18 protein-coding genes and 2 pseudogenes are annotated in these 21,115 nt (G+C 41.3%); 5 read left to right on the forward strand and 15 right to left on the reverse strand.

The features are described from left to right. Positions 1-27 precede the first annotated feature (27 nt). The 12 genes and pseudogenes from AB5217_RS18465 to AB5217_RS18520 all read right to left on the reverse strand — a co-directional run bounded on the left by AB5217_RS18465 (position 28) and on the right by AB5217_RS18520 (position 11,193). Positions 28-435, reverse strand: coding sequence for a hypothetical protein (locus tag AB5217_RS18465; RefSeq protein ID WP_210404099.1), 408 nt, complete (start codon positions 433-435; stop codon positions 28-30). Beyond that, positions 425-1,924 carry a lipopolysaccharide biosynthesis protein gene (locus tag AB5217_RS18470; RefSeq protein ID WP_050486391.1) on the reverse strand — a complete coding sequence of 500 codons (1,500 nt, stop codon included), beginning with the start codon at positions 1,922-1,924 and terminating at the stop codon, positions 425-427. Before AB5217_RS18470 ends, AB5217_RS18465 begins: the two co-directional genes overlap by 11 nt. Then, on the reverse strand, positions 1,914-3,164 hold the full coding sequence (locus AB5217_RS18475; RefSeq protein WP_032844290.1) for a CDP-glycerol glycerophosphotransferase family protein: 1,251 nt from the start codon (positions 3,162-3,164) through the stop codon (positions 1,914-1,916). Before AB5217_RS18475 ends, AB5217_RS18470 begins: the two co-directional genes overlap by 11 nt. Before the next feature lie 11 nt (positions 3,165-3,175). Continuing rightward, on the reverse strand, positions 3,176-4,057 hold the full coding sequence (locus tag AB5217_RS18480) for an NAD-dependent epimerase/dehydratase family protein (RefSeq protein ID WP_309559737.1): 882 nt from the start codon (positions 4,055-4,057) through the stop codon (positions 3,176-3,178). Continuing rightward, positions 4,058-4,192 carry a hypothetical protein gene (locus tag AB5217_RS18485; RefSeq protein ID WP_309559738.1) on the reverse strand — a complete coding sequence of 45 codons (135 nt, stop codon included), beginning with the start codon at positions 4,190-4,192 and terminating at the stop codon, positions 4,058-4,060. Continuing rightward, a complete protein-coding gene (locus AB5217_RS18490) occupies positions 4,189-4,905 on the reverse strand; it encodes an IspD/TarI family cytidylyltransferase (RefSeq protein ID WP_032844299.1) in 717 nt (238 codons plus the stop codon). The genes AB5217_RS18485 and AB5217_RS18490 overlap by 4 nt, the downstream gene beginning before the upstream one ends. A gap of 30 nt (positions 4,906-4,935) precedes the next feature. Further along, positions 4,936-6,507 (reverse strand): formyltransferase family protein, encoded by a 1,572-nt coding sequence (locus tag AB5217_RS18495; RefSeq protein WP_080706891.1) that lies wholly within the window; start codon positions 6,505-6,507, stop codon positions 4,936-4,938. Between the two features lie 5 nt (positions 6,508-6,512). Then, positions 6,513-7,208, reverse strand: coding sequence for a WbqC family protein (locus AB5217_RS18500; RefSeq protein WP_032844291.1), 696 nt, complete (start codon positions 7,206-7,208; stop codon positions 6,513-6,515). 1 nt (position 7,209) lies between these two features. Beyond that, positions 7,210-8,325, reverse strand: a complete 1,116-nt coding sequence (locus AB5217_RS18505) for a DegT/DnrJ/EryC1/StrS family aminotransferase (RefSeq protein WP_032844302.1) — start codon at positions 8,323-8,325, stop codon at positions 7,210-7,212. A 92-nt stretch (positions 8,326-8,417) separates the two neighbouring features. Then, positions 8,418-8,927 (reverse strand): annotated as a pseudogene (locus AB5217_RS18510) (UpxY family transcription antiterminator). Between the two features lie 162 nt (positions 8,928-9,089). Beyond that, on the reverse strand, positions 9,090-10,067 hold the full coding sequence (locus AB5217_RS18515) for an NAD-dependent epimerase/dehydratase family protein (protein ID WP_032844293.1): 978 nt from the start codon (positions 10,065-10,067) through the stop codon (positions 9,090-9,092). A 10-nt stretch (positions 10,068-10,077) separates the two neighbouring features. Then, positions 10,078-11,193 carry an MraY family glycosyltransferase gene (locus AB5217_RS18520; RefSeq protein WP_070782940.1) on the reverse strand — a complete coding sequence of 372 codons (1,116 nt, stop codon included), beginning with the start codon at positions 11,191-11,193 and terminating at the stop codon, positions 10,078-10,080. Between the two features lie 404 nt (positions 11,194-11,597). On the opposite strand from AB5217_RS18520, the gene AB5217_RS18525 reads away from it, so the two are divergent. The 3 genes from AB5217_RS18525 to AB5217_RS18540 all read left to right on the forward strand — a co-directional run bounded on the left by AB5217_RS18525 (position 11,598) and on the right by AB5217_RS18540 (position 15,600). Beyond that, positions 11,598-12,482 (forward strand): helix-turn-helix domain-containing protein, encoded by an 885-nt coding sequence (locus AB5217_RS18525; RefSeq protein WP_032845373.1) that lies wholly within the window; start codon positions 11,598-11,600, stop codon positions 12,480-12,482. A 657-nt stretch (positions 12,483-13,139) separates the two neighbouring features. After that, the gene (locus tag AB5217_RS18535; protein ID WP_004311259.1) at positions 13,140-14,369 is read left to right on the forward strand and encodes a site-specific integrase; all 1,230 of its coding nucleotides are present in this window, start codon (positions 13,140-13,142) and stop codon (positions 14,367-14,369) included. Between the two features lie 19 nt (positions 14,370-14,388). Beyond that, positions 14,389-15,600, forward strand: coding sequence for a site-specific integrase (locus AB5217_RS18540; RefSeq protein ID WP_004311260.1), 1,212 nt, complete (start codon positions 14,389-14,391; stop codon positions 15,598-15,600). A gap of 64 nt (positions 15,601-15,664) precedes the next feature. Here the strand turns inward: AB5217_RS18540 and AB5217_RS18545 are convergent, their stop codons facing one another. Continuing rightward, entirely contained in the window at positions 15,665-15,958 is a 294-nt protein-coding gene (locus AB5217_RS18545; protein WP_004311261.1) for a helix-turn-helix domain-containing protein, read from the reverse strand. Positions 15,959-15,970: 12 nt separating this feature from the next. Further along, positions 15,971-16,174, reverse strand: coding sequence for a helix-turn-helix domain-containing protein (locus AB5217_RS18550; RefSeq protein ID WP_032849094.1), 204 nt, complete (start codon positions 16,172-16,174; stop codon positions 15,971-15,973). A gap of 301 nt (positions 16,175-16,475) precedes the next feature. On the opposite strand from AB5217_RS18550, the gene AB5217_RS18555 reads away from it, so the two are divergent. Further along, positions 16,476-16,640 (forward strand): hypothetical protein, encoded by a 165-nt coding sequence (locus tag AB5217_RS18555; protein ID WP_005651720.1) that lies wholly within the window; start codon positions 16,476-16,478, stop codon positions 16,638-16,640. 195 nt (positions 16,641-16,835) lie between these two features. Continuing rightward, positions 16,836-20,387 (forward strand): Eco57I restriction-modification methylase domain-containing protein, encoded by a 3,552-nt coding sequence (locus tag AB5217_RS18560; RefSeq protein WP_032845370.1) that lies wholly within the window; start codon positions 16,836-16,838, stop codon positions 20,385-20,387. Here the strand turns inward: AB5217_RS18560 and AB5217_RS18565 are convergent. After that, positions 20,359-21,045: pseudogene (locus AB5217_RS18565) on the reverse strand (transposase); the annotation flags it as partial. The gene AB5217_RS18560 and the pseudogene AB5217_RS18565 overlap by 29 nt on opposite strands. Positions 21,046-21,115: the final 70 nt, after the last annotated feature.

A 21,115-nucleotide genomic window follows, 5' to 3' on the forward strand; every position in this document is an offset into this window, starting at 1 on the left:
ATCTTATTTCCTCCGATTATCTGATGATTATCCGAATCTCTGATGATTATCCGAATCTCTGATGATTACATTCTCGGAAATTAGGACCTGATTCCCTACCTCAATGTGATGAAAACAATGTAGTTTGGAGTGAAAATTGATATATCCGGAACCTAGGATCAATCTGCCTCCCGGCAATACTTCCACAGTTGAGCCAACTACATCAAAATTTCCTTTCACTATTAACTCCGAACCGGTGTGAAGTATAAGCCGTCCTTTCTCCTGCGAAGGAATCTTTCCTGTCCATACTTTGCCGACCATCAATTTATGAAGAGGAGACACCTGATACTTACATCCTTTTTCACGATACAGAATTCCGTGCCTGGTGACATAAATACCAGGGTGGACGTATTCCTGGTATTTCCTGTATATTCCAACAATGAAACTAAGCATCATTTTCCATCCTTTCCTGATTGTTCCTTATTCTGTTTTTATAAAAATTCCCTAACATGTGCTTTATCAGCAGATACATCTCATCCCGCTTTATTTTTAATAATAACAGATAGATAAACAAACTCATCGAGCCTCCCAATATCATCTGCAGACCGGCAGATAAAGAACTATATGTCAGCAGATAAGCAGGTATATTAGCCAGAAGAGCTAGAAACAGGTAAGGAAGAAAATCTGTCAACTGTTCCCAATATCCGACATGAAACAGCTTTCCGGTATAATAGGTATTGATAAAAATAGCAATCTGAGTATATATCACCATTGCCCAGCACATTGCCATGATTCCCCACGAAGCACTGAACAAAATCATAGTAATGGAGATGATCTTTTTCACGACCTCTAGTTTTAAGAATAAATCTGATCGCCCCTTAACTTGTAAAAGGGATAAATTGATTGTATTCACAAAGGAAAACATGGAGGAAAAACATAAAACCATCATAATCGGGACACATGGCAGCCATTTATCTGTAAGCAAGAAAACAACCATAGGTTTGGCCAACGCAGCCAGAATGGCCATTCCACCGAATATAAAAGCCGCACAAATCCTGATGTATTTCCGGTAAATTTCAATCAATCGCTCATCTTCATTCTGCAATCTTGATAGAATAGGAAAAACGACCTGCTGTAATACTCCCATTATATTATCACTTGGAAAATTTACATAGCTTTGAGCTCTGGTGTAGTACCCCAGAGAGGCAGAAGAATGAAACTTCCCGATTATTAACGGGGATAACTGGGCATACATAGTATTCAACCAACCGGACAACATCAATTTACTCCCATAACCAAACAACTCCTTAAAAGAGTTCATGGAAAATACCCATAATGGCTTCCAGGAGGAAATCCGCCAAAGATAACCGCAATTCACCAAAGAAGCTACAATCCCCTGACATACCAGCGACCAGACTCCATAATCATTATAAGCCAAGAGTAGTCCTATACTGCCTGAAAGAATAGTAGCCAATATGTTACCTATAGCGATGTCCTTAAATCTTAACTGAAAGTATAGAATATTACTATGCACTGAACATAAAGCTCCTATCGGTATCGTCAGGCAGGCAATTCGAGTTACATCTGTCAATAAAGACTGTTTATAAAAACCAGCAATAAAAGGTGCACAACAAAACAGAATGCCATATACCAGTAGACTCGTCACCAGATTATAATAGAATACGGTAGAACAATCAATTTCCGTGCGATTCAACTTACGTATCAGAGCTGAACCGAAACCACAATCGATAAAGGACCCTGTAAACGCAGTAAATACCCCAAGCATCCCTAGCATACCGTAATCCGACGGTAAGAGCAGCCGGGCCAGAATGAGTCCTAAAACAAAACTAATCCCTTGTGAAGAGAAGCGTCCGATCGAGGCCCATTTGACACCAGAAAATCCCAAAGAACGGATTTCGCTATTTGTTTCTGTCTTATTCTGCATAATGTCCTGTCCCCAGAATGGATTGAATCATATTTTCCGCTGCTGATTGCTGATGCGGAGGTACCAGATAGGATTCAAAGAAAGCCTTTCTTTTTTCCAATAGATAATCAGAGCCTCCCAAAACAATATTCTCAATAAAGTGCCGGATATCCTGAATATCCGCCCCTTTATAATGCAGCGCATAAGCCTCCTTTGCAAAGGAGTTCATCATTCCAGTATGCTCTTTTCCATTGATGAGATACATCACCGGTTTCAAAGTATGATGATATTCTATCGTAAAAGAGCCACAATCATGAATCATTGCGTCCGAAGTCATGAATAAGTCAACATACTCACCAATCTCCAATTGGGTGTTCGGCTGTTTTTCCCATTCCGAGTAATACCAGTCAGTCTTTTCTTTTCCCCAGGAGGAATAATCATACAGTTGGCTTTTCAAAAGCGGATGTGGTTTAAAAGCCATTTGAACTGGTAAAGAGGTCGTTTTCACAAAGTCCAGAATTTCTTCTGCTATGGATAAGAAAGTGGAATAATTCAAACATCCGCCATCAGATATGGAAAAATGAGGCGCCCAAATAATCCGCTTGTACTTTTCATCTGTTTTTTTCCATCTGTCTTCGTGATTTTCATTCAGAAACAAATCCGTAATAGGTAACCCGGTCACTACTATATTGGAAGCCGCTTCCGGATATTTCCTTTTCAAATCAGTAAAGGCTGATTCATTCTCATAATAGTTCTGCCACACCAGTTGAAAGAAATCATTCTTATTAGCCCAGTCTGCCAGAAGACTGTGAAAAGCATAATTTGTATAGCAAAACAAGGCATTCAGATTTCTACGATATAGAAAACTTTCAGGATAATAGGTATAAGGCTTCTGATAGAAAATGATATCCGGATTCAGTGCTTTCCGAATGTTAATCAGTTTGCCATTTTCATAAGGATAGCTACAAGTATATCCTTTGTTATGAAAAAAATCAAAACAAGTATCCACTCCCTCCCGTTTTAAACTCTCTTCCTTTTGCTCATCCGGCAGGACCAGGATTAACGGTGTGAATCCGGGATGCATCAGCATCGCCCTATAAAGGCTATCATTTTTCCAAGTCGCACTCTCTGCTACAGCAAATAATACTCTTATCGTTTCTTTTCGTCTGATTTTACGGATCTTGTGGTTCAGAGTACACAGATAGAGGTATTTGAAGTACCCTCGCCTGCATGAAGACAGTAATCGATGAATTTTTCTCATCAAACAGTTTTTTAGGTCTCAACCAAAGTGTTAAGTGTATGCGAAATTCCCTCTTCCAAGCTCCATTGAGGATGCCATCCCAAGTCGTTTATCTTTTCAGTAGCAAAAAAAGCCTGTGATATGATGGGATTCTCCCTCGTTTGGCCAGGTAATTCAAATACAACCTCCAATCCACCTTTCGATGCGATCATTCCTGCAAACTCGCGGATGCTGACATTCGCTTGGCTATCAGCAATATTATAGGCATTCCCATTTTCTCCTTTCAACAAGACATGGAGAATAGCAAAAGCACAATCCACAACATAACACCAGGAACGTTGTTGCAATCCGGGACTTTTCAATACGATATTTTCTCCGGCTACTACATTCCGTATAAATTGTGCATAAGCACGATCATCCTTAGGGGTAAAAAAAGGACCATAAATATGACAAGGACGCACGATAGAAGTTTCTATCTGATATTGGGAGGCATAAGATACACATAACGTTTCAGCAGTCCGTTTTGCCGACGGATAGCATGCTCTTAAAGAAAACCAGTCAAAAGCACCACTATCCTCTTCACGGAAAGGAGTACCATTCCCTTCTCCGTAAACTTCACCGGAAGAGACATACAAAAGCTTCCGCAAATGATGTTGTATTCCATAAGAAAACAAATGATCGACTCCCCCAATATTCGCCGTGATAACCCCCACCGGATCATTCTTAAATGCGCTAGGAGCAGCATAACTCGCCGCATGGATGATATAATGAAAATCCATATCAAATGGCATCGGCATTACTACATCATAGGAAAGAATAGTAAAAGCAGCCTCATCCTTATACTCTGCAAAGCAATTCTGCGCATAAACTAAATCACGTGCTCCTGCATAAAGATGAAAGTTTCTGTGCGGCAACTACATCAGTACATCCACCAATGCTCTCCCTATTAATCCCGTAGCGCCGACAATCAAAATATTCGTCTCAGCCAGAGTTTTCCACGGTAAATCGAGGTCTTTCACTCCTCTGATATCTTCATAATAAGTACTCATTTCAGCCAATCCTCTTTTGATGTCTGCATCAGAACCTTAAATATCTCGAGGTCTTCCGTAGTGGTAATCTTGATATTTCGCTCTTCTCCCGGAACGATGTGCATTTCATATCCTCCCAATTCTGCCAGAAGAGTACACGAAGATACAGAGTTCCGTATTCCTTTTTGTCGTGCTTCCTCATGGGATTTTATGATGTTCGTTAATCGGAATGTCTGGGGGGGCTGTGTCCTAATTAACTTGTCACGAGGAATACTCGTTGTTGAATAAAAGCCATCATCACTCTCCAAAATAGCCTCCCGACATTGGATTCCGGTAATGGCATATCCATACTGTTTGCAAATAGCAATATTAGAGGATATGATACCTTGTGACACCAAAGGACGGACAGCATCGTGAATCAGAACCAGATCATCTTCTTTCACACCATTCTCCTTTAATCCATATATACCATTGGCTATTGATTCCTGCCCATTACCACCACCGGGAAATATCCAGTGCAATTTTGTCACATTATACTGATGGGCATACGAATGCAAAACAGTTTCCCATCCACACAAACAGACAACTGCAATAGAAGTTATATCCGGATGTTTTTGAAAGGCCAGCATGGTATGTACAATGACAGGACAATTATTCACATGTATAAATTGTTTAGGAATATCCTGTCCCATCCTGTTACCGGAACCTCCTGCTATAATCAATGCTATATTCATCTTCCAGAAATTTGTTTTATTAGACACATACTACCTTCTTCTTTTTTTGCTTTTACTGAAATCTTCTATCTGATTCAACTCATTCACACATAATCTTTTATTCAGGAATAATCTGTTAAACCACATTCTCGATATACAGCATACTCCAAAATGACTGATGAGTATCTTTGTGAGTTTTACAAACAGACCGCATCTTTTTAGAATCAAAGTTCGCCCCATCGGACGGGAGAACTGTGATAAAACGAATAATGCCGCTTCATCTGTCCGTTCAATATCATAAATTATTCTCCTCGCTTTTATAGAGAATAATCGCTGATTATTCATATCAAGACCAGACCATACCCCAGTATCATGTACCCTGTATACAGCCATTACATCAGGCATACAATATCCTTTCCCTTTTTTCAGGAGGGTATAGAATAAAATAGCATCGATGCTCATTGCATATTTTGAATATGCATCCAAATCCAGCACCGATTTCCGGAAAACAACGCTCAATGGATGGGCTACCCATCCTCCGCGCACCAGAAAAGATAAATCAAAAGAGATTCCATCTGACAAATGAGCGATAGGAGTAATTTCATCATTCATCCTCTGTTCTTGCTGAAAATAGATTCTGTATCGATGTGAACACATCACATAATCAGGATAGCTCTCCAGAAAATCCACCTGCTTTTGTAGTTTCTGCGGGTCTGTCCAGTAATCATCTCCTTCACAAAGTGCTATATATCTGCCCTCGGCACGAAAATAATTATAGGCTTCTACCATTTTTCCTTTCGAATACTGATTCTCTGCCTGATATTGGGGTTTTATAATATCCGGAAACTTTTCCTCATACTCCCGAATGATATCCTGTGTTCCATCCGTAGAGGCGTCATCATGAATCAATATCTCTATCGGAAAAGTTCTTTCCTGCATCATAAATCCATCCAGGCATTGACGGAGATAAGGAGCGTGGTTATAAGTCAGGCAACAAATACTGACTAATGGACTCGGTTTCATATCTGAAACTGCATCTAACGCAAACCGAAGTTGTTCTTCACGGATCTTTTTTACAGCTAACGGAAGTAACTTTATTTCTTCATTGAAAACTCTCCCTCCCAATTCCCAGGCCGATTCATTTTCTTGTACGTATATTCTTTTTTGAAATATGATTTCTCCGGTGTCTATCCCTGCATTTACATAATGAACCGTACATCCGGCGTACTTCTCACGATTCTTCAAAACTGCTTCCTGCACTTTAACCCCGTACATTCCCTTACCACCATATTCGGGCAACAATGATGGATGTGTATTGATTATTTTCCGCTCCCATTTATCACAAATGCATTGAGGAATAATAGGAAAGAAACCAGCCAGAACGATCAGATTGGTATCTGGAGGAATCGCTTTGGCGAACTCTTCAAAAAAGGAATCACCTAGGAATTTCTTCTCCAAAACAATACAGGGAATATTATTTTCATTCGCTACGTTGATAGCTTTGCATTCTCTGTCTACAATTAGCAATGAGATATGATAGTCATAACTCGACTGATGATTTATTAACGAACGAAAGTTTCCCCCTCCTCCGGAAGCACACACTACGATATTAAAAGATTTCATTCTTCTCAAGATCCAACTCGATAAACATCCAACAATCTATTCACATCGTCTTTTGTATTATTCATCAGTATATCTATCATCGATAAATTAGAAACAAAATCATTCACATGCAATTGAGGATATGGTTGGACTACCGGATACACAAAATTTAATATAATACCCTGCTTCTTGAATTCTTCTTTATCATAAAGGTTCCGACCACCAATAGCGTTATAGTAAACGTCCGTACCTAGTATCTTACATATATGCATTATTTTATCTTTTCCTCTCAATGAATTGTCTTTAATAATACTTGAGGACATTAATAATTCTGTATCTATGGATAAATACTTCAATATTTCTTGAAAACTATTGGCTACAAACACCGCCAGTTGTTTATCTGGGAAAGATATAATTCTTTCCATCAATGTCATAGTCTCATCAAAGTTAATGGCTTTAGAGTAGTTCATTCGGAGCATCTTCATCAATTTCTCAAAATCATCACCTATCACTATCTCATTAAACAGCTTATTCTGGCTTGCTTTCTTCAAGGTAATCGTGAACATCCTTTTTTCTCCATTCACCAGTATATTGTTACGATTGACCCAACCACGCTTAATATAATTCACATCATCATAAACCACGTACCTATCAACGGCTTTCATTAACTGAAAATAGCCTATATAAGGCATAAAATAGGGTTGCATTATACCAAGTGTCATATTAATCTTTGTTCTCAATCACCCACAATATCCGTTCTATATCCTCCCCACTCAATCCAGAATACATGGGCAAACAGATTACCTGTTCCGCAAGTTTTGTTGCAACTAGCAGATTTTCTTTCCGCGCTGATTGTAAACTGCGATAAGTGGGAAAACTACTAATCAATGGATAAAAGTATCGCCGTCCCAATATATGATGTTTTTTCATTTTGAAGTAAAGCTCGTCGCGCGTCATCCCATATTTCTCTGCATCGACAAATATGGGAAAATAAGAATAATTATGCCGGACTCCTTCCACATCTTTCATAAAGGCAATTCCCTCTACCTTGCATAACGCTTTTCGATACATATCAGCGATATGCCGACGGTTGGAGATAGCAGCATCTACCTGCTTCAAATTTAACAGTCCATAAGCTGCTCTGATTTCATCCATCTTACCATTAATCCCCGGAGCAACGACCTCGGTTTCACCGGCAAAGCCAAAATTTTTCAGATGATCTATCTGTTTCTTGGTCTTTTCATCCCTCACAACAATAGCTCCCCCCTCAATTGTGTTATACACTTTTGTAGCATGAAAGCTTAATATACTCATATCACCAGCCTCCAATACAGACTTGCTATCCACTTCCACCCCAAATGCATGAGCCGCATCATAAATCACTTTCAAGTTATATTTATTGGCAATCGCCTGGATAGCTTCCAAATCGCAAGGCATCCCATATACATGCACCGGCATTATAGCAGTGGTCTTAGGAGTAATGGCAGCTTCTATTTTACCTGGATCCAGATTGCAGGTCACAGGGTTAACATCTACAAACACCGGTTGAATACCATTCCACCATAAAGAATGGGAAGTCGCTACAAAACTATATGGAGTGGTTATCACTTCACCGGTAATCCGTAACGCCTGTAAAGCAGTGATTAGAGGTAAAGTGCCATTTGTGAACAGACTGATATACGGGACTTTTAAATATTCAGCCAATGCTTTCTCCAACTGATCATGATAACAACCGTTATTCGTTATCCATTTGCGCTGCCATATATCTTGCAGATAGATATTGAATTCCTCCAATGAAGGCATCAAAGGTGACGTAACGGTTATTTGACTCTCATTCATAAAACTCATGCACTAATTATATATACTTCATCAACAAAAGCTGTTCCTTCAACTGTACAAAATGTATCAGGCAACCTACGCATCAAGCGTCATCATAACCTTTCTACAAAGCCGACCGGCACTTCTACCAGTGCAGCTCCCAACATATTGATTCTAACCGCCACTTTACTTTTCCCATCCATCGTCATCAATTCTCCGGTCAGCCCTGTAAGCGGACCTTTAATAACTTTCACCTATTCTCCTGGCTGAAGATGTTCGGAACACATTTCAACTGCCTGCTCCGAATAATCGAGCATAAAACGAAAACGTTCCATTTGAGAATCCGGGATTAAAGCAGGAGTACTCTCTCCACGCAATACCATAAAGCGATTCACAGAAGGAAGCCGCAGAACCTGGATATATTCGGTAGAAGCCAACCGTGCAAAAACAACCATAGGAACAACTACCCGCCGTACTTTCTTGCTACGGTCACTCCAACGATGTATCTCTTCCTGCAAAGGAAGAAAAGCTTCGAAGCCCAGTGCCGTAAGACGCTCATAAGTCTTCTTCTCCCTGTTACTCTGTACACATACCACTAGCCAGTTCCTTACTTTTTCACCCATAATAACTATTTCAATTACAACGATTCATACCTGTAAAAAGAGGTAACCTCCAAGCGCGCTCCGCTCCCGCCAGTCACATAATGGATGGCTACCTCAAAAAAACATATATTTATATTCAGTCCTTTCCGCCTGTCTTTCAAGACGAAAAGTCCAATTTGTCAATCAATAACTTTTCTTATCCTCAAAACCAAATTCATATTGCAACGTACGGGTCAATCCCTCTTCCAATGTAAAAGTTGGTTTGAAGCCAGATTCCTGCAGCCTGACAGAATCAAATTGTGTTACTGCACAGAACTTTTTTACACGAACAGAACTCACCGATAGTTTTTTCCTTGTGATCCTAGCAAACAGATCGAAACCATAACCACCCAACACCCCCAGCCAATAAGGAAAACGCACAGTAGGAATATGCTTGTTCAACGCATTTCCAACATGATATATCAGATCATTCATTGTAAAATCCGGTTTGTCAATGTAGTTGAACACGTTATATCCCTGTCTGCTATTCTCAATCAGGAAAGTTATAAAAGAAACGACATTACCGACGTATGCCATTGATTTCCGATTTTCACCAGTACCTACCATCAGAAAGCGTCCTGAAGTTATCTGACGGAGCAGGTTATATACATTCCCTCTATTATCCTCCCCAAAAATGACCGTAGGACGCAGGATATTAATATTCCAATCCTGATGAGTAGTATACCACCGCTGCAATGCACACTCCGCCTGCCATTTACTATGACCATAGTCATTAAATGGATCAGTGGGATGCAATTCTGTAGGATTGCTCTTATTCAAACCATAAACGGCTACAGAACTGGTAAATATTAACCGGGAAATGCCATTACTTTTCATCGCATGAAGTGTATTATGCATTCCCTCCACATTTACCTTGTAATAAAGTGATGTAGGAGTCACATCATCCCGGTGTTCGGCAGCCAATAAAACAACTACTTCTATTCCCACCAGCAACTCCGTCAACTTCCGTACATCAAGTACATCTGCTATTTCTGTTATGTCTGGACAGAGCTTGCTCGGTTGCTTGTCAATATTCAGCAACTTACTATCGGGAATAGTCTGCAACAGACTTATTAAACGACTTCCCACAAATCCGGAACCACCAATAATAGCTATTCTCATATCACTTATCTTAATTATTTGCTATTCCATGTTTTGCACGAATCAACTCCAACCTGTCCATCCACAAATGAAAAGCAATCCATACTATAATGTCTATAAAAATCACGATATTATTACTTATGCACTGCACCGCAATAATATTGAAGAAGCTGAATAAAAGTGCCAGAATCAGAATAAGTATCATCGCAATATGATGAGATACGCCCAGTCTTAAAAACTTGTGATGTATATGATTCTGGTCGGGCATAAAAATAGGTTTATGATGACGATAACGTATCCAGACGACACGTACTACGTCAAAAAGAGGCACTATCAATGTAGCAAAAGACAATACGATCGCTCCTTCAGAGAAAGGTTTGATCAATGGATTATTCATCGCATAACTAATTGCTAAAAAAACCATGGAAAGCCCTAATGTCAGACTACCCGTATCCCCCATAAAAATCCGCTGTTTACCTTTTGACTTACCGAACACATTATAATAAAAGAAAGGGCACAACACCCCTGCCGTGATAAAAGCAAAAGCTGCATGCAACCACGCACCACCATAAATAAACAAAAAGCCGAAAATAAGGGCACCTATCGCTACCAGTCCGGAACAAAGCCCGTCTATACCATCTATCAGGTTAATAGCATTTATTATAAAGACAGTCACAAATATTGTCAATGGAACACCAATCCAGGGAGACAAGAACGTAATCCCCAACAGACCGTATAAATCATTTATCCAAAGACCGGAAAGCGGGAAAAACGAAGCACTAATGATTTGAGCCATAAATTTCTTGCGATAATCAATCCTAATCAAATCATCCACAATACCAACCATAGACAGAATCAGCAATCCGGTCATCAATAACAGAAATTGGAAAAGTATGGTAAATGGATCTTGGGCATAGACTGTTATACCTAACTTATATATGAAAAACATAGAAACCACCAATAAACAGCATTGTATCGGAGCAAATACAACCCCACCCAAACGAGGTATAACACCATTATGAACCTTACGACTACCTACAGAATCAAACAGACGTTTTCGAAAAGCTATCAATAAAATTTGTGGAGTGATAATCCACCCCATAAAAACTGCAAAAATAAATAGTACCGCTATTAAAAAATAATTCATTTTTTCTCTCTACTTTTCTCAACAAACAAATATCCTCAAATACCTATCCTTTATTAAATATTAAATGTCTATTCAGACATTTTCCTTACATACCTTTGGCTATAGCTATCTAGTTAATCTATTAACAAACAACACATTAAGCCATATCATGTTTACCCAGACTATTCATCTCTATTTTGTAATAGAGATTAAGGATTTATAAAATAGCAGTATTTATCTGATTAATAATGATTTATATGAAGATAAGTTCTTTATATAATGCTTCATACTACAAAAACAAACAATAGGATGAAATCATTTAAATCATAATACTCTGAAAACAATTATCTTACATAATAATATACTGAACAAATTATGAAGCATATCAAACTAAGATCGCTTCTGTACTATTAAAAAAGAAGGATATGAAAACAAAACAATCAACCAATGGATTACTTTACTTTAGGGAGCATTTGTCATGCGAAAATTACATGACAGACACATCTACCGGATTCAAATATATTAAATTTGATGAGGGGACAAGCATAGAAGAAGAGTATGCTCACAAGAATTATCTTTTGTTTTTTTTAAAAGGTGATTTCTTCGTGTATTGTAATCAATACTGTAATCATAGATTTCATAGCAATGAGATGGTGATATTACCCAAATCATCCATGGTAAAGATTTCTGCAAAAGCCAAGTCACAGATGTTGGCCATGGCGTTTGATATGCCCCAAAGTAACTGCGATAAGTTGTTGTTTCAGGGTTTAACTTCTATCTGTGCGGATATGGAGTATAATTTTGATCCTATTCCTATTCGTTATCCGTTAATGCCTTTTTTAGAGACAGTCATTCATTGTTTAAAAAATGAATTGAACTGTAAACATCTGCACGATGTAATACAACGTGAATTTTTCTTTTTGCTCAAAGGTTTCTATAAAAAAGAAGAAATAGGTACTCTTTTCCACCCTATTGTTGGAAAAGAATTAGAATTCAGGGATTTTGTCATGCAGAACTATACCAAAGTAAGCAATTTAGATGAACTGATTACACAATCTAATATAGGAAGAACCAGATTCTTCATCAAATTCAAAGAAGAGTTTGGAATGACTGCTAAGCAATGGATGATGAAACAACTAAATAAGCGTATCTTGGGGAAAGTCACAGAACCGGGTATATGCGTGAAACAACTAATAGAAGTATGTAATTTCGAATCAGAGGCTCAACTATATCGCTACTTCAAACAGCAGTTCCAATGTACTCCAAAACAACTAATAAAGCGTCACCAGGCAGAAATATGTGATTTATGAGAAGAAAAATCAATACTGTATAAAAAGAGAATATTATCGTACTTTTTGATAGTGTTTATTTGCGATAAATGGCCTTATTTTGCAGTATCACTCTCATTAAATCACTGATATACTCTCTATTACAAAATAGATACGGTCCACAAATATAGATTATAAATATGAACTATGCAAAATTTAAAGAACAAATTTTCATTCTATATCATAACAAATTCGTAACAATACGATTCACCTTCGCCAGAGTCTCCTGATCGAAATCCTTCAGATATACCCTCGTCATCTCTTCTGAAGTATGCCCTAATCCAGCACTAATAATAGATATGGGGGCACCACTCTCCCTTGCCAACGTTGCCCAAGTGTGTCGGGCGGTGTAAGTAATATTTAGAAATGCAATAAAAAACAGAATGACGATAATTAAACGTAAAACGTTTATAATTAAGCATTTTGCGAGAATTGCAGAACAGACAGACCTGCAAAAGAAAACAAAATATTGCGACGTTTCAGTTACCAGACTGTTAGCCGCCTGTTTCGGAAACGACGGCAGGTAACCGAATTTTTACCGATAAGAACAAAGCGGATTTGTATTCACTGTTTCTCAATGTTTTGCATGCCAAAGGACGCTTTTCAAAGGAGTATTTTTACAACCTAAAAAAGAGCGTTATGAAAGTGGAAAAATTCAAGGTGCTGCTCTACCTGAAAAAGAGCGAGCCGGACAAGACCGGCAAAGCCCCGATCATGGGACGGATCACCCTCAACCGCACGATGGCGCAGTTCAGCTGCAAGCTCTCCTGCACCCCCGGGCTGTGGAACGCGCGTGAGAGCCGGCTGAACGGCAAGAGCCGGGAAGCGGTGGAGACCAATGAAAAAATAGAAAGACTGCTGCTTGCCGTACACTCGGCCTTCAATTCCCTCATGGAAAGAAAAAGGGATTTCGATGCCGCCGCGGTCAGGGACATGTTCCAGGGCAATGCGGGCATGCAGATGACCCTGCTCAAACTTCTCGACCGGCATAACGGGGAAATGAAGGCCCGTGTCGGTGTGGACCGTGCGCCCACCACACTCTCGACCTACCTCTTCACCTACCGCACGCTTTCCGAATTCATCAAGGCGAAATTCAAGGTTCCGGACCTTGTCTTCGGGCAGCTCAACGAGCAGTTCATCCGCGACTATCAGGATTTCATCCTTCTGGAAAAGGGATATGCCGTGGACACGCTTCGCGGCTACCTGGCCATCTTGAAAAAGATCTGCCGCATCGCCTACAAGGAGGGCCACTCGGAGAAATACCATTTCTGCCACTTCAAGCTGCCCAAGCAGAAGGAGACAACACCGAAAGCACTCAGCCGTGAGAATTTCGAGAAGCTGCGTGATCTGGAGATACCGGAAAAACGCAGGTCACATGTCATCACCCGGGACCTCTTCCTCTTCGCCTGTTACACCGGCACCGCCTATGCCGATGCGGTAAGCATCACCCGGAAGAACCTCTTCCGGGATGACGAGGGCAGCCTCTGGCTGAAATACCAGCGAAAGAAAACCGACTACCTCGGACGTGTCAAGCTGCTTCCGGAAGCCGTCGCGTTGATTGAGAAATACCGGGACGATACCCGCGAGACTCTTTTCCCGCCGCAGGACTACCACACGCTCAGGGCCAATATGAAATCCCTGCGCCTGATGGCAGGGCTGAGCCAGGACCTTGTCTACCACATGGGACGGCATTCTTTCGCCTCGCTGGTCACGCTCGAGGAGGGAGTGCCGATAGAGACCATCTGCAAAATGCTGGGACACTCCAACATAAAGACCACCCAGATATACGCGCGCGTAACCCCGAAGAAGCTGTTCGAGGACATGGACAGGTTCGTCGAGGCAACCCGCGATTTGAAACTTATCCTTTAATCCCTAAACAATCATTATCATGCGCAGTACATTCAAGCTCTTATTCTACATCAACCGTAACAAGGTGAAATCGGACGGCACGACCGCCGTCCTCTGCCGGATCAGCATCGACGGAAAGAAATCGGCAGTCACGACAGGCGTCTATTGCAAACCCGGGGACTGGGACAGCAAGAAGTGTGAAATCAAAACAGCCAGGGAGAACAACCGCCTTGCCGCCTTCCGCAGCCGGTTGGAAGAGGCGTACGGGAACCTGCTGAGGAACCAGGGAGTGGTCACGGCCGAACTGCTCAAGACCACCGTGTCAGGCGCCAATTCCGTACCGGAATACCTCCTGCAGGCCGGAGAGGTGGAACGCGAACGGCTCAGGGTCCGCTCCAAGGAGATCAACTCCACTTCCACCTACCGCCAGTCGAAGACCACCCAGCTCAACCTCAGGCAGTTCATCGAATCCCGCGGGATGAAGGACATCGCCTTTTCGGACATCACCGAGGAGTTCGCCGAATCGTTCAAGGTCTTTCTCAAGAAGGAGCTGGGACACAGGAACGGACACGTGAACCACTGCCTGTGCTGGCTCAACCGGCTCATCTACATCGCCGTGGACCGGGAAATACTAAGAGCCAATCCGATAGAGGACGTGGCATACGAGAGGAAAGAAACACCTAAACTAAGGCATATCAGCCGCAGTGAACTGAAGCGGATGATGGAAACCCCGCTGCCCGACCCGATGATGGAGCTGGCACGCAGGACGTTCATCTTCTCCTCGCTGACCGGTCTGGCCTACGCGGATACGAGGGCTCTCCATCCCCGTCACATCGGAACGACTTCGGAAGGAAGAAGGTATATCCGCATCCGCCGCGCCAAAACGGACGTGGAGGCGTTCATCCCGCTGCATCCCATAGCCGGACAGATACTGGAGCTTTACAACACCACGGATGACGACAGGCCGGTATTCCCGCTGCCGGTCCGCGACGTCCTCTGGTATGAGGTACATGGAATGGGCGTGGCATTAGGCATGAAAGAGAACCTGTCCTACCACATGGCCCGGCATTCGTTCGGGACCCTGACACTGACCGCAGGTATTCCGATAGAGAGCATCGCCAGGATGATGGGCCACACGAACATCGACAGCACGCAGGTCTACGCCCAGGTCACCGACCGGAAGATATCCTCGGACATGAACCGGCTGATGGAAAGAAGAAAGCCCGCGGCCGGCAAGGAAGCTGCAGGCTAAATAAAAACTGCCGCCGGAATCGTAAATGCAATTCCGGCGACAATCCTTAAACTTAAATACGATATTATACCAATGCAGGGTGATAGTTCTCCTCCAGCAGCCTCTCGATGTCCGACTGCCTGTACAGGATCTTCCCGCCAAGCTGGATATAGGGAATCCGTCCTTGGTCCCTGTAATCCTGCAGGCACCTGCGGCTGATCTTCAACATCCCGGAAAGCTCCCTGTCGGTCAGGAACCGTTCCCCGTTGAAGGGAGGACGGTTGTCACGGGCAAGACGTTCCACTTTTTTCTCCATGTCGTCCAGCAGGGCAAAGAACCTGCGGACACGTTCGTTCTCCTTGTCGATAATGCCTTCCATCTCTTCCGCTCTTTAAAGGTTTCCGTTCTTCCTTCTTTCTCTCACCTCCTTCTCCTTGCGTCTGATGCCGACGTAGACCATCAACTTCTCCACATCCCCGGGCTTGTAATAGAACTTGCGCTGGAGGCGGGTGAACGCCAGCCGTCCGGTATCGCGGAGAGTCTGCAGGGTACGCGGCGAGATGTCAAGGCGCAGGCAGACATCCTGGCCGTCCAGTCACTCTCCGGGTTCCTTACAGCGGTTTCTCTCATACAATCTGTCCACACGTGCGGACAGGTTCTCGGCGCGCGCCAGCATCCTCTCAAGGACACCGGCCTCGATGTAGCATATTTCCATATTTTCAACTCGTTTAAATATCAGTGCGAATATAAGGGAAGAAACCATGAGAGGCAAGCACGACCGGCACACTGGCAGGAATAGTCATGGATAGTCGGTTTTTGTCATATGGGAAGGAAAAAGAAAGCCGAAGCAGGTCTGGATCCACTACCCCCTTTGGGTATGTGAAAGGAACGTTGTGGTGAAAGAAAAAACTCCTTTTCACACATGGATGAGGCAATGCCGGAAGTCCGGCAATAAAAAATGTGGCTTCTCTATCCGGGTAAATGCCATGATTACAGACTTCTTCCTGTTCCTATACCATCAGGTCGGTTACCTTCAGGTTAACAACTTATCCAACCTGTGATAGATCCGGATGTGAAAAGATTACTTTGGCTGGCTATTACAATATAATAAGTAGAATCATGTCAAATCTACTGCTGCTATTGTTTGTTGATAATGGCTGGCAGTAGAACAAACTTTCGTTAAACCAATACGTTCATTCTTTATTATCAAGTTTTTAGACTACCTTTGTATTTTATTAACTCATTTACCAAACATTATGGGACTACTCAAACCGAATCAAGTTTTGAACAAAGCATATAGACAGGTTGCGATTGAAACAACAGATTTTGACTTATTCAAAAATGCCCTTCGCACATTGAGAGACAATATTGTGGATGGGCAAAGAGAACACACGCAAAAAGAACATTTACGTAATTTTCTGAGTGAAACGTTCTACAAGCCATACTACATGGCTCCCGAAGAAGATATTGATTTGGCTATCCGATTGGATAAAACTATCAAGTCCAATATAGGGTTATTGATTGAAGTAAAGAGTACCACCAACAAAGGTGAGATGATTTCTAATGACAATCTTAATCGTAAGGCTTTGCAGGAATTATTGCTATACTATCTTAAAGAACGTGTCAATAAGAAGAACAATGATATTAAATATCTCATCGCTACTAATATTCATGAATTCTTTATTTTTGATGCCCATGAGTTTGAACGCAAATTCTATCAGAACAAACAATTACGTCGTGAGTTTCAAGACTTTGTGGATGGACGCAAAACCAGTAACAAAACCGATTTCTTCTATACTGAAATTGCAACAACCTATATTGAGGAGGTGAAAGATAGCCTTGAATACACTTACTTCAACTTACAAGACTATCAACACCTGCTTGATAGAACAGACAGTAGCGCTTCACGCAAACTTATCGAACTTTATAAGATATTCAGCGATACACATCTTTTGAAGCTATCGTTCCAAAATGACAGCAATTCGCTCAACCGTGGATTCTACACTGAGCTGCTACACATTATTGGTATTGAGGAACGCAAAGAGAATAATAAAACCGTGATTGTACGCAAAGCTGTGGAACGGCGTGACGAGGCTTCATTACTAGAGAATACTATTAACCAACTGGATGCAGAAGATTGTTTGCGTCACATAAATGGTCGTTTGTATGGGAATGATTATGAGGAACGGTTATTCAATGTTGCAATGGAATTGTGTATTACTTGGATGAATCGTATCCTTTTCTTGAAACTGTTGGAGGCTCAGATGTTGAAATACCACAATGGAGATGCAATCTATAAATTTCTTTCAATAACTAAGATTCATGACTATGATGATCTCAACACACTCTTTTTCCAAGTGCTTGCACGTGACATGGGCAGCCGCACACACTCCATTATGCGTGATTTTGCTTACGTTCCCTATCTTAACAGTTCTCTTTTCGAGGTGACAGATTTGGAAAGTAAAACAATTAAGATAAACAGCCTTTCACAACGTACGGTACTTCCTGTCTTGGCGAGTAGCGTATTACGAAATAAAAAACGCAATCTACAAGTCAACGCATTACCCACCCTGCAATATTTGTTTGCTTTTCTCGACGCTTATAACTTTGCGAGCGAAGGCAGTGAAGAAGTGCAAGAAGAGGCTAAAACACTCATCAATGCTTCTGTTTTAGGGCTTATATTCGAGAAAATAAATGGTCACAAGGATGGTTCAGTATTCACTCCAGGCTTTATTATCACTATGTTCATGTGCCGTGAAGCAATCACCAAGACCGTGTTGCAAAAGTTTAATGGTTATTATGGCTGGAATTGTACCACCCGTATAGAACTATACAACCATATTGACAATATAGTCGAAGCTAATGAACTAATTAACAGTTTGCGACTGTGTGATCCAGCTGTTGGTTCGGGTCACTTTCTTGTGTCTGCTCTCAATGAACTGATACTCTTGAAATACGAATTAGGTATTTTGGTAGATGCTACCGGTAAGCGTATCCGCAAAGCGGACTATCAACTTGCCATTGAAAATGACGAGCTGATTGTTACCGATACCGAAGGTAATTTATTTGCTTACAACCCACTCAATGCGGAAAGTCGCCGCATGCAGGAAACTCTTTTCAAGGAGAAGCGTCAAATCATTGAGAACTGTTTATTTGGCGTTGATATTAACCCCAACTCTGTGAAGATTTGCCGCCTACGACTGTGGATTGAATTGTTGAAGAATGCTTACTATACGGCTGAAAGTAATTACACTTATTTAGAAACCTTACCAAATATCGACATTAACATCAAATGTGGAAATTCTTTGCTTCACCGATTCGCTTTGACAGACAGTATTCAGACCGTACTGCGAGAGTCTAGTATCAGCATCAGCCAATATAAGGAGGCTGTAGCTAAATATAAAAATGCCCAAAGTAAAAGCGAAAAGCAGGATTTGGAAACGTTTATAACAGAAATCAAGTCGAAACTGAAAACAGAGAGCAACCGCCGGGATGCACGATTGGTTAGATTGAACAAACGCCGCTCTGAGTTGGCAAACTTACAAGCGCCTCAACTGTTTGAACCGACAAAAAAGGAAAAGAAAGCGTCGGACAAGCGCATTGCCGATTTAAAGAAAGAAATTGCGACTTTAGAAAATATATTTGAGGAAATACGCTCCAACAAAATTTATCTTGGTGCATTCGAATGGCGTATAGAGTTTCCAGAAGTACTCGATGCCGAAGGCAACTTCTTGGGATTTGACTGTATCATTGGCAATCCACCTTACATTCAGTTACAATCTATGGGTAAGAGTGCCGATGTATTAGAATGCATGGGTTACATAACTTATGCACGCACTGGTGATATTTACTGCCTCTTCTATGAGTTGGGTATGAACCTGCTTACTCCCAATGGTTTTCTTTGCTATATCACGTCTAATAAATGGATGCGTGCAGGGTATGGTGAAGCCTTGCGAGGTTATTTCGCAAGCAAGACCAATCCTATTATGTTGGTAGATTTTGCAGGTATAAAAATATTCGATGCAATAACGGTAGAAGCAAATATTCTTTTATCTCAAAAAGCAGCAAATATTTTTAACACACAAGCTTGTTTGGTACAAGATTCGAATGGCTTGAATAATTTGAGCGATTTCGTGCAGCAACAAGGCGTGAAGTGTAACTTTGCAGATTCTATCCCATGGGTGATATTGTCTCCCATTGAACAGAGCATCAAGCAGAAGATTGAGTCTGTGGGAATACCCTTGAAGGATTGGAACATCCAAATCAACTATGGGATAAAAACTGGTTTCAATGATGCTTTTATCATTTCTACCGAAAAGCGTGATGAGATACTAGCGAATTGTCAAACAGAAGATGAACGTGTTCGGACGGCTGAACTTATACGACCGATTCTTCGTGGCAGGGATATCAAGAGATATGAATATGAATGGGCGGACTTGTGGATTATAGCCACATTTCCTTCGCGGCATTATGATATAGAAAGTTATCCTGCGGTGAAAAATTATCTTCTGTCAATTGGCATAGAGCGTTTAGAACAAACAGGAGAAACTCATATTGTTAATGGCAAAAAAATAAAAGCCCGAAAGAAAACTAGTAACGAGTGGTTTGAAACACAAGATAGCATCAGTTATTGGGAGGATTTTTCTAAGCCAAAAATTGTATGGAAAATAATCGGAAACCAAATGGTTTTTGCATATGATGCCAACAATTATGTAATGAACAATGCCTGTTATATTATGACAGGCGATCATTTGGATTATCTGTTGGCAGTATTGAATTTTCCAATAACTGAAGTAACCTTCGTGTAATCATACGAGTCTGTGATTTCCTGCGTTTACGCAGTTTGCTATAAGCAAGATAGGCACGGCGTACATCAAGATACTTGTTACGGGGACGTTGTATGTGCAAGGTCTGGCAATGTTTGCACAGATGACGATGAAGCCATACAATACCTTCCCATAAGAGTTTGGTATCAGTAGGAAAACGCAGATGACTTTCATAACAGGTGGCATCGGTCATACAGACATGAAGGTTCTCAAGATAAGGTTTCCAATGCTCGGCAAGAATGAGCTGGAGGGGCTCAACGTCAAGGCGATGCGCTAGTTCCTGACGAATTGCACTAACGATTTTAGGATTGGTTAGTGGATGAAGCGGATCAATCTGAACACCACAAAACAACTGGTAATGAATATTACCGTTTAAATGCTCAATCAGTTGTGCATCGGAAAAGTTGGTATAGGACTTCAAGACCATCAAGGCTATTTTACCTTCGGGAGAAAAATAACTTTTACGACCCAAAGCAGAGGACTTCAAATGCATTTGTCGGGCCAGTTCCGAGAAAGGAAACAGAGCATGGAGGCGACCTAATTCACTCGTTGCAAAACTTTGACGATATTTTTTTAGCATATCGAACTCGGTAAAACCTAAACGAGGTTCGATTTCTGAGATTTTTTGTATCTTTACCATGTGTTTTTATTTTAGATTACCCCCGTTTTGGCCGTCAAACCGTTTTTTGGGGGGAATGCTTAAAGATACA

The organism is Bacteroides sp. MSSM.1001136sp1_RTP21357st2_D2_RTP21359_211015 (genome assembly GCF_040913205.1).
Lineage (GTDB): Bacteria > Bacteroidota > Bacteroidia > Bacteroidales > Bacteroidaceae > Bacteroides > Bacteroides ovatus.